The organism is Psychrobacter pulmonis, assembly GCF_904846465.1.
GTDB lineage: Bacteria > Pseudomonadota > Gammaproteobacteria > Pseudomonadales > Moraxellaceae > Psychrobacter > Psychrobacter faecalis.
The window spans coordinates 152172-166947 of sequence record NZ_CAJHAT010000003.1 but is presented as its reverse complement, the minus strand read 5'-3'; the positions used below and the strand labels follow the sequence as shown (position 1 = coordinate 166947).

Annotated in this window: 12 protein-coding genes; 4 read left to right on the top strand and 8 right to left on the bottom strand. The window is 43.9% G+C overall.

Features of this window, described 5'->3' with window-relative positions:
* Positions 1–77: 77 nt before the first annotated feature.
* The 4 genes from JMX70_RS07065 to JMX70_RS07050 form a co-directional block, all read right to left on the bottom strand.
* The gene (locus tag JMX70_RS07065) at positions 78–1595 is read right to left on the bottom strand and encodes an exonuclease SbcCD subunit D C-terminal domain-containing protein (protein WP_201590813.1); all 1518 of its coding nucleotides are present in this window, start codon (positions 1593–1595) and stop codon (positions 78–80) included.
* A gap of 494 nt (positions 1596–2089) precedes the next feature.
* Complete coding sequence (locus tag JMX70_RS07060) at positions 2090–2584, bottom strand: hypothetical protein (protein WP_201590811.1); 495 nt, start codon at positions 2582–2584, stop codon at positions 2090–2092.
* A 120-nt stretch (positions 2585–2704) separates the two neighbouring features.
* Positions 2705–4315 carry a siroheme synthase CysG gene (cysG, locus tag JMX70_RS07055; protein WP_201590809.1) on the bottom strand — a complete coding sequence of 537 codons (1611 nt, stop codon included), beginning with the start codon at positions 4313–4315 and terminating at the stop codon, positions 2705–2707.
* Between the two features lie 258 nt (positions 4316–4573).
* Positions 4574–5524, bottom strand: a complete 951-nt coding sequence (locus JMX70_RS07050; protein ID WP_201590807.1) for an acyltransferase — start codon at positions 5522–5524, stop codon at positions 4574–4576.
* A gap of 315 nt (positions 5525–5839) precedes the next feature.
* Here JMX70_RS07050 and JMX70_RS07045 point away from each other — a divergent pair, with 315 nt between their 5' ends.
* The gene (locus JMX70_RS07045) at positions 5840–6583 is read left to right on the top strand and encodes an SDR family NAD(P)-dependent oxidoreductase (RefSeq protein ID WP_201590805.1); all 744 of its coding nucleotides are present in this window, start codon (positions 5840–5842) and stop codon (positions 6581–6583) included.
* A gap of 94 nt (positions 6584–6677) precedes the next feature.
* On the opposite strand, the gene JMX70_RS07040 is transcribed toward JMX70_RS07045, so the two are convergent.
* The 3 genes from JMX70_RS07040 to JMX70_RS07030 all read right to left on the bottom strand — a co-directional run bounded on the left by JMX70_RS07040 (position 6678) and on the right by JMX70_RS07030 (position 9657).
* Complete coding sequence (locus tag JMX70_RS07040; protein WP_191689862.1) at positions 6678–7316, bottom strand: phosphoadenosine phosphosulfate reductase domain-containing protein; 639 nt, start codon at positions 7314–7316, stop codon at positions 6678–6680.
* A 66-nt stretch (positions 7317–7382) separates the two neighbouring features.
* Positions 7383–7979 (bottom strand): DUF934 domain-containing protein, encoded by a 597-nt coding sequence (locus JMX70_RS07035; protein ID WP_201590802.1) that lies wholly within the window; start codon positions 7977–7979, stop codon positions 7383–7385.
* Positions 7972–9657 carry a nitrite/sulfite reductase gene (locus JMX70_RS07030; protein ID WP_201590800.1) on the bottom strand — a complete coding sequence of 562 codons (1686 nt, stop codon included), beginning with the start codon at positions 9655–9657 and terminating at the stop codon, positions 7972–7974. The genes JMX70_RS07035 and JMX70_RS07030 overlap by 8 nt, the downstream gene beginning before the upstream one ends.
* 267 nt (positions 9658–9924) lie before the next feature.
* On the opposite strand from JMX70_RS07030, the gene sat reads away from it, so the two are divergent.
* Entirely contained in the window at positions 9925–11178 is a 1254-nt protein-coding gene (gene sat, locus JMX70_RS07025) for a sulfate adenylyltransferase (protein WP_201590797.1), read from the top strand.
* 95 nt (positions 11179–11273) lie between these two features.
* Here the strand turns inward: sat and JMX70_RS07020 are convergent, their stop codons facing one another.
* Positions 11274–11807 carry a hypothetical protein gene (locus JMX70_RS07020; RefSeq protein ID WP_201590794.1) on the bottom strand — a complete coding sequence of 178 codons (534 nt, stop codon included), beginning with the start codon at positions 11805–11807 and terminating at the stop codon, positions 11274–11276.
* A gap of 383 nt (positions 11808–12190) precedes the next feature.
* On the opposite strand from JMX70_RS07020, the gene JMX70_RS07015 reads away from it, so the two are divergent.
* Together JMX70_RS07015 and JMX70_RS07010 are read left to right on the top strand one after the other, a co-directional pair.
* Entirely contained in the window at positions 12191–13366 is a 1176-nt protein-coding gene (locus JMX70_RS07015; RefSeq protein ID WP_082894297.1) for a sulfate ABC transporter substrate-binding protein, read from the top strand.
* Between the two features lie 236 nt (positions 13367–13602).
* On the top strand, positions 13603–14703 hold the full coding sequence (locus JMX70_RS07010; protein ID WP_191689852.1) for a sulfate ABC transporter substrate-binding protein: 1101 nt from the start codon (positions 13603–13605) through the stop codon (positions 14701–14703).
* Positions 14704–14776 lie beyond the last annotated feature (73 nt).

The window sequence follows — 14776 nt, the reverse complement described above, 5'->3', positions numbered from 1 at the left end:
GTCGGTCTTTGTCGTTTGAATGGATGGTTGTGATTGGGCTTTGGAACTTATGTTTTGATGCCGCGCTCAGCGCTCATTTATTCAGCTTGAGCGTCATCATGGTAGATATTATGGAGTATCTGCTGATAGGCGCTGCGTAATGAGGCTTTTTGGGTACCGGCAATGCCATTGATTTCTAAGCATTTATCAAACACATCAAGCTCATTTAAATCTTGTAAGGTTTCAGAAGATTGCTGCTGATTGAGGACTTTATTATAGTTACGCGGATTCTTTGTTAGTAACACTTCACAATTTAAGCCTTCTATCATGGCGTTTACTTCTTCACGCAGCTCATTGACGATTTCGTCACCGTCATAAATCACTTCTAGCCAAATAGACTCTGAGGGCTTTAATGATTTTATCGTAGCAGCGATGGTCGTCAAATCGCCTGTTATTTGTGCCAATTTTTGAAAGCAAGGAATCGGCAGCGAGATTACCTGCATTTGCCGTGACTCATCATGATGCAGTCGTTGGGAAGTTAAATCAGACATTGTAAAAGTGGAATCAGGCTGTACCGCCTTTGACTGAGTAAAGGACGTTTCATCGACGTTAATTGCGGCGCTTTCTTCTTGCTCAACAAAGCCAAATAAATCATCCATAAATTCAGGCGTCTGAATGGCTGCTTTTTTCGCGACTTTTTCAACCTTACTTGTAGTATTGGCAGGCTGAAGAATAGTACTTTCATCAGATAAAGATTTTTCTACTTCGCCAAACTCTACCAACAACACTTGTTTTTGCTGCTTTGCTTCGCCAAAACCCATGGCGATAGGCGAGCCTGAATAGCGGATATGCTCACAGCCGCCGACGCGTTGCGGTACGTGCAAATGCCCCAGTGCCACATAATCAAAGCACTCATCAAACATATCAGCGGAGATTTGACCGAGCGAGCCAACATAAAGATCGCGCACGCCATCATCTTCTGTAGTTTTACTACCTGCGGCGAATAAATGTCCCGTCGCAATAATAGGAATATGGCGCTGATGAGCGTCGCTTAAATGCTCCTGTCTTGCTTTGGCAATGCTAGCCACTTCATCATAATGCGCTCGAATACCCTTGATAACATTGGTATCTTTGCTATCCGCTGACTCGCCAGCATGGCTACCACGCACATCGCGGTCGCGCAGATAGGGTACAGCGGCGATAATACAATGCGGTGTGCCATCAATCGCGTCTAAAACCAACACTTCATCATTTAAATCGTCACAAGCAGTACCGATGACATGGACATTTAGAAACTTTAAGACTTTACTGGGGGCATCTAAAAAAGTCGGGGAGTCGTGGTTGCCCGCGACGATGACTATATGCTCGCAGCACAATTTTGATACTTTACCTAAAAACTCATAATACAGCGCTTGGGCTCTGTTACTTGGCGTCATGGTGTCAAAGATATCGCCAGCTACGATAAGTACGTCCACTTTTTGCGCGCTAATGGTCTCTTGTAGCCAACTTAAAAAGGCTTCAAATTCCTCATAACGCATGCGCCCATAAAGTCTGCGTCCCAAATGCCAGTCGGAGGTATGAAGAATAGTAAGCGGTTTAATAGCAAATGCAGGCATAAGTGAACTTAATAATGGTTAGAAGACTGCGATTATTCTAGCAAGAATTGCTGTGGTTTGCTGTGCTTATAACCTTATGGTTGATTCACTGTGAAAAAGACGGAAAGACTTATTCAGCATTGATGAGTAAATTCAACTTTGGTCAGTAAAATGCTCATCAAATGCAAGAAAATGGGTATCGCTATAGTGGTATAGAGGGCTGTGATTATGAGCCTCATTACAAGTATACCTTGCTTATCAAGAATACAACAATCACCAATCTACTGCTGATGTATCGTCGTTTTATAGTAAGCTGATAAAGATAATTGAGAAGAAAAGGACTATAGAGTAAGGATTACAAAAACCTCTATTAGATATTGCTTAGAGTATTAATGCATTATGACTTGTTATGAAAATTTGTGAGCTTTCTAATGCTTGGCTTGCGCATCCTATCACAGTTAACCAAACTCAAAAACTAACTCTTTATTAACACTAAGTGTTGATATTGAATTTCATTACAGCTTTGGCTTATCGTCCCAATCAAGTAAGAATTTTCTACGCAATTCAGGAGTTAGGACTTCAATAGAATGTATAGTTGCTACTCTATCCGTTAAGCATTTTTCATCGCCAGTAGTTTTAAGTTCAGGAAGATTTTTCTTATCAATAAAACCGCCCCCTGCGAAAGCTTCTGTATCAAATGGAACTGCTATTGCATTTAAGATTACAGTTTTTGAATCTAAGTCAACTTTGATATTAGTAGCTTTCGTATTAAACACTGGGGTTATATAATCATCTTCGTCGCCAAATAAAAGACAGCCATTCTTCATTGTAAATGTACCTGATAATAATGCAGTTAATTGAAAATTATTACTTTCATCATAATAAGAGAAGAGATCGAGTGAGTTTTTCGTTCTTATCACTGGGTTAGAAGTATTACTTACTGTTTTATTAGTGCAACCAAACTGAAATAGAACTACGATAGTAATTAGGAGAAAATATCTGTTTATCATATGTAATAATCTCATGGCATTGATGGAATAGTAACAGATATTTCATGTGCATTATGTATTGAGGAAAAGTATTTTGGTAATGAATCGACAATCTCGATAGTCGCTTGACCTTAATCGCACTTAACCAATTACTAGTTGCTCCACATCATCAGCGGTCGCCAAATTAGCGACCATTGATAGCGCATGTGCTTGCTGGCTAGTAGGGGCTTTTGCCGCCGCTGTCTTGCCGCCGCGCAACCAATTGTTATCAGTATCAGCAGCATTTTCGTTGTTTTGCTCATTGTCTACATGATACCAAGCCAGATCATGATGCAGTCCAACCACATCTCCCATAATCAGCAGAGCAGGCGTGGGTAGCTGGTTTTGTTCTTGCAACTCAACGATATTGGCAAGCGTACCAGTCAAAACTTGCTGATTGGGCATACTGGCATTAGAGACAATGGCGATAGGGGTATCGCTACTACGTCCAGCATCAATCAAACCTGTCGTCAAGCGTGGTAGTGAATGCAGCCCCATATAAAACACCACCGTCTCGTCGGTATTTAAAAAGCTTTTAAAGTTGCTGTTTGGCGTGCCAGCCTTCAAAAACCCCGTGACAAAACGTACCGACTGCGAGTGATCACGGTGCGTCAAAGGAATACCTGCATAACTTGCAGCAGCATTAGCAGCAGTGATACCAGGCACAACTTGATAAGGGACGCCATGCGCACGCAAGCTTTCAATCTCTTCACCGCCGCGGCCAAAGATAAAGGGATCACCGCCTTTTAAACGCACCACACGGCGACCTTCTTTTGCACTATTGACAAGCAGCTCATTGATGCCAAGCTGAGCGACGGCATGGTTGCTACGTTTTTTACCGACAAATACTTTGTCAGCATCGCGGCGGCATAAATCCAATACTTGCGGTGATACTAACGCATCATAATAGACGATATCGGCTTGCTGCATGAGGCGCAGCGCTTTAAAGGTCAGCAGCTCTGGATCACCGGGGCCTGCACCGACGATATAAACTTCACCCATTGGATTTTTTACGGTGTGAGATTCTGTAGATGTATTATCTGCTGTACTTTTTTCATTGATAGCGGATGCAGTGTTATCTAAATCCGCTTGCAGTCGCGCCGCTGCTGCATCTTCATTACCAGCAAACATCAGCTGACTGACGTCACCTTCAAAAGCGCGCTCCCAAAACTGACGACGTCCTGTCAGCGTTGGGATTTTGGTTTTTACCTCATCCCGAAAGTCACCAGCCAGCTTGGCCAATTTGCCATAACCTTGCGGGATTAACGTCTCTAAACGTGCGCGCAGTAAACGTGCCAGCACCGGCGCTTTGCCATTGGATGATATGCCAATCACAATTGGATTACGATCAACGATGGCTGGGAAAATAAAGTCGCATAAATGCGGCGTATCAACCACATTAACGGGAATATTCAGCTCGCTGGCATCAGCGTGAATCTGATGATTGAGCGCTTCATCATCGGTAGCGGCGATAATAACGCGTGCGCCAGTCATATAAGCTTGATTGTAGTTTTCATAAATCAGTTCGTGCTTGGCTTTGTCCTTAGTATGGCTGAGCAAAGCTTGTATTTCAGCACTGATAGTTGGTGCAAGAATCGTGATCGCAGCACCAGCGCGCCTGAGTAAGTCTGCTTTACGTAGCGCGACATCACCGCCACCAACGATCAGTACTTTGTGGTCTTCTAATTTAAAAAATAGCGGAAAGGTGTTCATAGCTTCACCAATGATTCAGTCAATATAAAATATGTCATCATTATGCGGTATCACGCGCTGCGTCTCATGCAGTGAATTGGCATTAACATATTCGTTTTTGTCATGTTGCTGATGGTTTTTGCTAAGATGTGGAATAGCTGGGGAATAAAAACGTAGAAACGTGGCAGAAAAAAACCACAAGCTCACTTTTAAGCTTGTGGCTGATGTGGATTCTAAATCTTATATTTACATGGATAGAGTTTAACGTACTGCCAAAGTCTACTCAAACTCACTTAGCATCTTAGTAATGCGCGCATCTTTTTGTTGCCAAATATCCTCTAACCAATCAAACATCATTTTTTTAGTAGTCTCGTCACGGTCATAACCGCCGTCCATGATGGCCGCAAATAACTCGTCTGGTATGGTTAAGCGAGTCACATCGACGCCCAAGCGGCGAATATTACCTTTCCATAAATCATCATAGTCAGGCGCGCCGTCTGGGTAGACGATAGTGATATCTAAAATAGAATCCAATTCATCGCCTAACGCATTAAGCGCTAACGACAACCCGCCAGCGCGTGGTTTTAACAAATGCTGATAAGGTGAGCCTTGCTTATCATGTTTTTCTTTAGTAAAGCGCGTGCCTTCCAAATAATTGAGTAAGGCAAAGGGTTTGTTTTTTAATTGACGACAGGCACGATTTGCTTCTTCGATATCCTTACCTTTGAGGGCAGGATTTTTGGCAATCGCTTCTTTAGAGTGGCGGCGCATCATTGGGAAGTCTAAAAAGTAAAACGCTTGACCGATAACGGGAATGTAAATCAGATTAAACTTAGTGAAAAACCTTGTTAGAGGCAGGGTATCTTGGCTGATATATTGCACAATACTGGTATCGACCCACGACTGATGGTTACTGACCAAAAGATACTGCTTGTCTTCGCTCAAATCGTCGGGCAGATTAATGCGCCAGTCTTTATGGGGTAGCGCGTGGTCAATCACGGCATTATTAGTATTAATCCAATATTTGGTAATTGCAATTAAGGCATCATCGGTCAGTTTCGAGCCAGTCAATACTTTCGCCGCGCCCATAGTCCAGACCGGTAGACCAACCAACGCACTATTGGCCGTGAGGACGCCAGTACCCGTCAAAAAAGAGGCTGCCTTGCCGACAGCTGGCAATTTATCATGCAGTTTTTCATAGAATGAATCGATTTTTTTTATTAAAGGCATATCAAATATCCGTATTGATGAGTGTGGCAAAGCCATGATCGAGCTTGATGATAAATAGGCGCACAAGTAGCCGCAACGACGGGCAGCTTCGTCCATAGTTTAGCGTTAAAAGAGTGGCTTAACGTTTAATGTGATGTTGCGCCAGCTTTGAAGCCATAGAATACCTTAATGTTAGCCGATAAAACGTTAAGAAAACGTTATTTATGCAACCAAAAGGCTAGATATATGCCAGTTATTGGCTAATTAAAAATGTCTAACCTAGATGTGATCAGATAGGAAAAAGTTTAATTTACAATATAAAAAACAAGGATGAACATGATGAAATTACAAGACAGGGTGGCTATTATATTTGGCGGTACCTCAGGACTAGGCGAAGCGGCTGCAAAAGCTTATACCGACGAAGGGGCAAAGGTCGTCGTCACGGGTCGCGATGAAGAAGACGGCAAACGCATTGTCAAAGACATAACGGATAAAGGTCAAGACGCTCTCTTTGTGCATGCCGATGTGACCAAAAAAGCAGAGATTGAAGCGGTGGTCGATAAAGCCTTAGAAGCTTATGGTCAAATTGACATTTTACATAATGGTGCGGGCATCCATGACGCTTATGATAATGCTGTCGAGTTAGAAGAAGACTTATACGATAAATTGATGGCAATGAATGCCAAAGCGCCATACCTCGCCTCAAAAGCGGTGATTCCTCACTTTATCAAGCAAGGATGTGGAGTTATCATCAATGTTGGCTCACAAGCCACGCAAATGGCAGGTCCCGGCGGTTCCGCTTACTTGACCTCTAAGCATGCGGTGTTAGGATTTACCAAACAGTTGGCATTTGATTTTGGCAGTAAAGGGGTTAAAGTAAATATTCTATCGCCGGGCTTTATCGAAACGCCTATGACCGATGGTATTGATGATGAGCGCTTAAATCGTATTCCAGTCCAGCGCGCTGGCAAGTCCGAAGAAATTGCAGCGCTCGCGGTATTTTTGGCGTCTGATGACTCAAACTATATGCATGGCTCGAACGTCTTTATGGATGGGGGCTGGATTCTCGATCGTAAATAACGTCCTGAAAAGCTATAAGCTTAAGCTATCTAAGTGTAAAAAGCCCTCTTAAATGATAAGAGGGCTTTTTAATTTCACAGGTTAAGAATAAAGCTTAAAGCTGCGTATGCAATCCACATTCACGGCTTTCTTCAACTTTGGTTGGATCAAAGTAATCAAACTCGTTAGGCAAATCATGCTCTTCAAGATACACGTCTAAATCCGCGTCTGTTTTTTCAAATAAAGGTGCAACTTTTAACACGCCATCTTTTGATAAGCTAAGCACATCAAGACCTTGGCGGAATTCAGTTTGATCTTTGCGAATGGCGTTAAACCAGACATCAGGTTTTAGCTCATCTAACGCACGGCGAAATGGCTCAAGTTTTACTTGATCAGTGAATTCATCATGTTGCGGATTATCAATGCCTGGGATACCGTTCATGGTTGCGTCACGATAGGCAGCCGTTTGCTTAGGAATATAAGTGATAACGTTTAAGTTTAAGTCACGGATAACTTTATTGGCAAATTGATAGGTCGCGTCGGTATTATAGCCAGAATCTACCCACAATACCGTGATATCAGGGCGCTGTTTAGCAACCAAATGCAAAATCGCTGACTCATATGGGCGGAAATTGGTGGTGATAATTGGGTTTTTTGCTTGGCTAAGCGCCCATGCGACGATTTCTTCTGGTGATTTACCTTTTAGTTCTTGGTTGGCTTGATCGATATCTAAATTTGGGTGTAATTGGCTCATGATGGATTCCTTAAGGGTAAAAAATATATAAATGATTGATAATAAGTAGGGTGGTAAATATGAATATTAAGCACCAGCAAACATCGGTAAGTCGGCGGCGTTACGACCGTCATAACTACTGGCAAGTGCATTAAATGCTTGGCTGATATCAGAGATAGACTGCAGGTCATGCGCGCTTATCACAAAACTGTCTGCGCCTGCGCGTAGCAGATAGGCGATTTGATCGCGACCAAACTTGCCAGCCATACGAATCTCGCCTTGATAGCCCATTTGGCGTAAGGTTTGGGCGTAACTAAAACCGCGTCCGTCAGTGAAAGCGGGGACGTGAATCACAATCAAATCTTGCTGTAATAAAAACTCTGGAATACGCGTCAGCACTTCGGTGTCGCTATCGGATGTCACCCAGACACCGGTACGGCTGATATGCTTGGCTAACAATTCACGTACTTGTAATAGTAGTCCGCCTGCAATATTGCCTTTAGCATCTAATAAATCAGCAAGCGGTAAAACGATTTCAAGTTTCTCTTGTTTTTGTAGCAGCTCTAGCAGTGATATATCGGTCAGGGTAATACCATCAGGCAGTTCATTGGTGCTAAGCGCAAGCCAAGTGTCAGTCTCACTGATATCGGTGCCATCGTTATTGAACACATGATGATTAGCCATAGACCTTCTCCTTAAAAGGGGCAATACCAATACGGTCAACTAAATCACCAAAGCCTTCGACATCATTGTCATTACTGACGCGCTGCTCAAGGTAGACGTCGATTATCTTTTGTATCGTCGTTGCTACGGCATCGGTTGGTACAGCCTTGCCCAATATCTTACCGAGTTTGGCGTCGTTGCTAGAGTTACCGCCGAGGCTGATTTGATACCAGTATTCACCTTTTTTATCGACCCCAAGGATACCGATATCGCCGGTATGGTGATGGGCGCAGGCATTCATACAGCCAGACATATTGAGGCGAATCTCACCTAAGTCATAAAGGTAGTCGAGATCATTAAACTGTTTTTCGATTTGCTCAGCGATATTGTGGGTCGTGGCATTGGCAAGCGAACAAAAATCCCAGCCCGGGCAGACGATCATATCGGTTAGGGTGTTGATATTTGGACGGGCCAAATGTAGTGCAGCCAGCTGCTGCCATAATTCGTACAAGCGGTTAGTTTGTACATCAGCAAAGACCAGATTTTGCTGATAAGTACCACGTAGCTCGCCAAAGCTATGTTCATCAGCGAGGTCGGCGAGGGCGTCCATTTGCGCCTCAGTAATATCACCTGACGGTACGTAGCGTCCGTCGACTAAGCCCGCTTTTAACGAAATGACGACCGCGCGGTAGCCTGCGATTTTATGCGCCACGGTATTTTGCTGATACCAATTGGCAAAGTCTTTATCAGCCTCTAGTTGCTGCTGCAAGTCCGACTGTACCTGTAGTGCATCAAAGCTTAGGTAATCAGGCTCAGTAAAAAAGCTGCTGGCTTTAGCAAAGTTGGCATCGGTCAAGGTCAACGGCCCATCTTTGATATTGGCTTCCCATTCGGCATCGACCAACTTGGCAAACGCTGGGCCGCCCATGCTATCGACCAATATCTTGATACGCGCCTTGAATTTATTGTCGCGGCGACCATGCAGGTTATAGACACGCAAAATCGCATCTAAATAGCTGAGCAGATGCTGGCGCGGTAAAAATGCATTAATGGTTTTGCCAATCACTGGCGTACGCCCAAGACCGCCCCCGACAATCACCTCAAAGCCAAGCTCGCCTGCGTCATTTTTCTTTAAATGTAGTCCAATATCATGGACTTGCGTCGCCGCGCGATCTTTCGCCGTTCCAATCACGGCAATCTTAAATTTACGCGGTAAAAAAGCAAATTCCGGATGAAAGGTTGACCATTGACGAATAATCTCACAATAAGGACGCGGATCGGCAATCTCTTCCTTATGAATACCAGCATAAGGGTCGGTGGTGGTATTACGGATACAGTTGCCCGAGGTTTGGATCGAGTGCATTTGCACCGATGCCAATTCTGCCAAAATATCTGGCACTTCTTCAAGTTTTGGCCAGTTCAGCTGCATATTGGTACGGGTGGTAAAGTGGCCGTAGCCTTTGTCATATTTACGGGTAATCTCCGCCAATTTGCGTAATTGATAGGTTGCCAGCAAGCCATAAGGCACGGCGATACGTAGCATCGGTGCATAGCGCTGGATATATAGCCCATTTTGTAAACGCAGCGGTAAAAACTGCTCTTCTGGCAGCTCACCTGCCAAAAACCGTTCGGTTTGGTCGCGAAACTGGGCGACTCGTTCTTCTACCAAGGTTTGGTCAGCGTAATTATATTGATACATGACGTAATCTCAATTTTGTTTGAAACATAAAAGCGGCGACGAAAATGATTTGCGTGTGTAATCGATCTTATTGCCAGTCGCAAGGTAAACAATTCAGAGTCACATCATATAAGCTTGCGTCTATAAACATAAATTCCTTTAAGACATATGTATATCCAAAGTCAGCATAAATTTTCATAACCAAAGTTAGGTAGCCTATGTTTATCAAATTTAAGCGCTCATTCTCCTGACCAACTATCTCTCAATTTCATTATTAAGGTTTTAAAAATGACATCTACCAATCCCAATCTCTCCTCATCAAAACTTGTGCCGCCGCACGGCAGCAGCGAGCTAAAACCGTTACTATTAAAGGGTGATGCCCGCAACCAAGCATTGAAAATTGCCAGCAGCTTGCCGACGATTACCTTAAGCTCTCGTGAGCGTGGCGATTTGATTATGCTCGGTATTGGTGGATTTACGCCGCTAAATGGTTTTATGAATCAGGCAGATTGGCAGGGCGTCGTGGATGATATGCGCCTGCAGAGTGGCGACAATGCTGGCTTGTTTTGGCCGATTCCCATCACCTTATCAGCGCCTAAAGCGACTGCCGACAGCCTAAACCAAGGTGATAAAGTCGCATTGGTTGCGAAAGATGGCGAGATTATGGGCATCTTAACGGTAGAAGAGACTTATACCATCGATAAAGCCCATGAGTGTCAACAAGTCTTTACCACCACAGATTCTGAGCATCCGGGCGTACAACAAGTACTCAACCAAGGTGAAGTAAACATTGCAGGTAGTGTCGAAGTATTAAGCGAGGGCGAGTTCCCAACTTTATACCCAGAGATTTATAAAACCCCTGCGGAGACCCGCGCTATTTTGGATGCTAAGGGCTGGAAAACGGTTGCCGCTTTCCAAACGCGTAATCCAATGCACCGCTCACACGAATACCTTGCCAAGATTGCTATCGAGATTTGCGATGGGGTATTGATTCATTCATTACTCGGGGCATTAAAGCCAGGTGATATCCCAGCTGAAGTGCGCCAAGAAGCGATTAAAACCTTGATTGATAATTATTTTAGACAAGACACCGTCATTCAAGCCGGTTATCCGCTCGATATGCGTTATGCCGGACCACGCGAGGCGCTACTACACGCGGTATTCCGTCAAAACTACGGCTGTAGCCATTTGATTGTCGGCCGTGACCATGCCGGTGTCGGTGATTATTATGGTGCCTTTGATGCGCAGACTATCTTTGAATATGTCGGTAAAGATGATTTGATTACTCAGCCGTTAAAAATTGGCTGGACGTTTTGGTGTAATGCTTGTAATGCTATGGCTTCAGACAAAACTTGCCCGCATGAAGCGTCTGAGCATGTCAAAGTATCAGGTACTAAGTTGCGTAAGGCATTATCAGAAGATGAGAACGTGCCAGAGAACTTTAGCCGTCCTGAAGTACTAGAGATTTTACGCAATTACTATGCTGGTATCGCAAAAGAGGAACGTGCTGAGGTGAAATTAGTCGGTGCCTCTGCGGTTTAAGTAATATTTTATCGTCATCAATAAAAGCATTAAAAAAGGTGTCAGATTAAACGTCTGACACCTTTTTTATTATCTAAAGCTAACCATTAAAGCGGTTAATGCAGCTCTAAATCTCCCTCAAGCTTCTGATACTCGCCAACGATCGAGCCACCACCCGAACAAAAATAATTCAGGGCGTATTTATCTTGACTATCAATAGACAAGGTGTCGTCCTTAAATTGAAAGAACGCTGTACTGTCATTGATATTACTTTGGAAAATAACACCGTGCGCATCGTCTTGACCCATTAATATCGCCTTACCATCAAAATGACAGCTTGGTTTTTTCACATCGCTACGCGCCCTTACCTGAATATTAATCTGGTCGCCGTTGTCTGCGCCATCTGCTCGTACCATCACCCCAACCCAATCAAAACCTTGGGCGCGCTTGTGATAGCCTTCAGAAGCATAATCTCCAACGACTGCTTGTACAGCTGGCGTAACGGCAGCGTTCGGTTGCTTAGTGGTTTGGTTATTTACGCTTGGCGTTACGTTATTACAGCCACTTAAGGCCAATAAAGCGATAGAGGTCGTTAAAATACCTACAAAAAAGCGTGACTGACGGGCATGACGAGGTGGAGACTTGATCATTGCATTACCTTTATTAAAGGGGTTGGTAAACAGGAAATAAGTGAAAGCGGATGGGCTAAGTTTTATCAGTGCAGCGCCTGATATACAACAAGCTAAGGGATAATATCGACTCTATAGAGGCTCGTCTAGAGCCTAAGCAATACCGTAACTTACTCAAAAGTGTCTGCTTATCACAAAACTACAAAAATACCGAGGAAAGACAAGCACTTTAGAATAACTAATAAAATTACTTATGCCAAGTTAATCACTCGATAAGCGTATTTGTCACTAAGCAATTGTCTCACAGGCTGTTAGCATATTGCTCATTATCCATAGAACCGAATTTCGAAATGCAAGGTTTTTATCCCTATTATTAGAGAACAACGTTCCTATCGAGAGCAAATATGCAGCCAAATAAAAAGAGCGGCCAAAAAACATCTCACAAGCATATCAATGCGCGTGCTTCTTTCGCCATTCAACCTAAAAGCATCGGCACAGTGCTCACCAATCGCTTTAGTTTTACCGTCAATCTTACCAGCAGTTTTGGTCTTGGTAGTGTGCTTGCAGCGGCGGTACTGATCACAGGCTGCAACCCTACCGAAGCCAACCAAAATGACGCCGCAAACGAGGCAAAAAATATTGATTTATTAAATGTGTCTTATGATGTCTCACGCGACTTTTATAAAGACTACAACCCGTTGTTTAATGCAAATTATCAGCAAAAACACCCAAGTATCAAGGTGAATATCAACCAATCGCATGGCGGCTCGAGCAAACAAGCGCTGGCGGTCGCCAATGGCTTGCAGGCGGACGTCGTTACTTTAAACCAAGAAAGCGATATGAATTTGCTGGTTGAAAAAGGCTTGGTTGCTAGCGATTGGCAACAGGCATTGCCAAACAATGCCGTGCCTTATACCAGTACCATGGTGCTCTTAGTTCGTGCGGGCAACCCAAAAGGCATCAAAGACTGGTCAGATTTGGCGCGTAACGATATTGCCGTAGTATTGCCAAATCCCAAGACCAGTGGCACGGCGCGTTATGCCTTTTTGGGCGCTTATGGCTACGGCTTACATCATTTTAAAGAAAAGGTGCAAAGCCCCGCCAAAACCGATACTTTTATCAAAAAACTACTGGCAAACGTCGTCACCTATGACAATGGCGCGCGCGCTGCCACCACGACCTTTACCCAGCGCGGTCTTGGTGATGTTTTAATCACCACCGAAAATGAAGCGCATCTGGCTGCTAAGCAGTTCGCGAAGGGAAAAGTCGATATCGTGTATCCAAGTTACTCGATTGTGATTGCCAACCCTGTGGCTGTGGTGAAAACCGTAACCGATAAAAAAGGCACCACCGCCGCGGCAAATGACTATTTAACAGGCCTATGGTCGACGCCCGCACAAGAGCTGATGGCACAGATGTATATGCGCCCTAGTAATACCAAGGTGCTCGCCGCACACAGCAAGACCTTACCTGAAATTGCAACCTTTGAGCCTGTGGCGGTATTTGGTGATTGGGAAAGCATCATGGCGACGTTCTTTGTCGATGGCGGGCGTTTTGATCAGCTGGCGAGAGTGAAGTAGAGCTGGGTTTTACATAGTTATAAGCAATTTTCATTAGCGAATAATAAAAGTGTAAAGGCAATTTAAGAAATTTCTCGTTTAAGTGTTTGATAAGGCTATATTTTAATCACCATTACTTCATTATTCCATTTTGGCAATAACATACGCATATTCATCATTAAACATAATAAGCTGGCGCTGTTAGCATACTTGCATCATTTAATAAATATCATCTATCAGACACCTTTGAGGGATTTATGAAAGACGCAGCAAGCTATCAACAAAGAAGTAAAACACTTAACGTCTTGAGCATTGCAGGCGTTGCATTGACCTTGGGTCTTGCGGGCTGTAGCAATAACGAAAAGACAGAAACGACTGCTAATGCAGAAGGCACGCCAGCTGCCGCAGAAGGACAAAACATCGAACTGCTAAACGTCTCTTATGATGTGGCACGTGATTTTTATAAAGACTACAACCCATTATTCGTTGAGCACTATAAAAGCGAGAATCCTAACAGCAATATCTTAATCAAGCAATCGCACGGCGGCTCAAGTAAGCAAGCCCTGTCGGTGGCTAATGGTTTACAAGCCGATGTGGCGACCATGAACCAAGGCTCTGATATCGAATTACTTGAGCAAAAAGGCTTGGTTGAGGCTGATTGGGAAAGCAAATTCCCAGACAACGCCGTACCTTTCACCAGTACCATCGTATTTTTGGTGCGTAAAGACAATCCAAAAGGCATTAATGATTGGCAAGACTTGACCAAAGAAGGCGTTGAGATTGTCATGGCCAACCCAAAAGTCACGGGTAATGGTCGTTATGCCTTTTTAGGCGCTTATGGTTATGGTTTGCATGCCTTTAATAAAGATGAAACTAAGGCCAAAAACTACGTCAAAGACATGCTGAAAAACGTCAAAGTCTATGAGAATGGCGGACGTGCAGCGACGACGACGTTTGTTCAGCGCGGTATCGGTGATGTCTTGGTCACCTTTGAAAACGAAGCCAACTTGGCTGCCAAAGATTTTGGTGCAGGGCAAGTCGATATTGTTTATCCAAAATACTCTATCAAGTCTGAAAGCCCAGTCGCTGTTGTGAAAACCGTGACTGACAAAAAGGGCACCACCGATGCGGCAAAAGCCTATCTTGATTACTTATGGAGCGAGCCTGCACAGCAATTGGCAGCTAACTTATATCTTCGCCCAAGCGTGAAGAGTGTGCTTGATAAAAACAGCGATAAGTTGCCACCTATCGATACTTTCCGTCCAAACGATGCCTTTGGTACGTGGGATGAAATCATGAGCACTTACTTTAGCGATGGCGGCGTGTTCGATCAGTTAGCCATTAATGCACCAAAGTAAGCCGCTAGTACGCTGACTGATTGTGCTATTTAGAAATTTTCTTAAATAGCATTTAAACCGTCAGTTTTACCGT

What these genes read in the sequence shown, in the direction of transcription:
- JMX70_RS07065 (WP_201590813.1), bottom strand. Translation starts at nt 1,595, where the DNA reads ATGCCTGCATTTGCTATTAAACCGCTTACTATTCTTCATACCTCCGAC.
- JMX70_RS07060 (WP_201590811.1), bottom strand. Translation starts at nt 2,584, where the DNA reads ATGATAAACAGATATTTTCTCCTAATTACTATCGTAGTTCTATTTCAG.
- cysG (WP_201590809.1), bottom strand. Translation starts at nt 4,315, where the DNA reads ATGAACACCTTTCCGCTATTTTTTAAATTAGAAGACCACAAAGTACTG.
- JMX70_RS07050 (WP_201590807.1), bottom strand. Translation starts at nt 5,524, where the DNA reads ATGCCTTTAATAAAAAAAATCGATTCATTCTATGAAAAACTGCATGAT.
- JMX70_RS07045 (WP_201590805.1), top strand. Translation starts at nt 5,840, where the DNA reads ATGATGAAATTACAAGACAGGGTGGCTATTATATTTGGCGGTACCTCA.
- JMX70_RS07040 (WP_191689862.1), bottom strand. Translation starts at nt 7,316, where the DNA reads ATGAGCCAATTACACCCAAATTTAGATATCGATCAAGCCAACCAAGAA.
- JMX70_RS07035 (WP_201590802.1), bottom strand. Translation starts at nt 7,979, where the DNA reads ATGGCTAATCATCATGTGTTCAATAACGATGGCACCGATATCAGTGAG.
- JMX70_RS07030 (WP_201590800.1), bottom strand. Translation starts at nt 9,657, where the DNA reads ATGTATCAATATAATTACGCTGACCAAACCTTGGTAGAAGAACGAGTC.
- sat (WP_201590797.1), top strand. Translation starts at nt 9,925, where the DNA reads ATGACATCTACCAATCCCAATCTCTCCTCATCAAAACTTGTGCCGCCG.
- JMX70_RS07020 (WP_201590794.1), bottom strand. Translation starts at nt 11,807, where the DNA reads ATGATCAAGTCTCCACCTCGTCATGCCCGTCAGTCACGCTTTTTTGTA.
- JMX70_RS07015 (WP_082894297.1), top strand. Translation starts at nt 12,191, where the DNA reads ATGCAGCCAAATAAAAAGAGCGGCCAAAAAACATCTCACAAGCATATC.
- JMX70_RS07010 (WP_191689852.1), top strand. Translation starts at nt 13,603, where the DNA reads ATGAAAGACGCAGCAAGCTATCAACAAAGAAGTAAAACACTTAACGTC.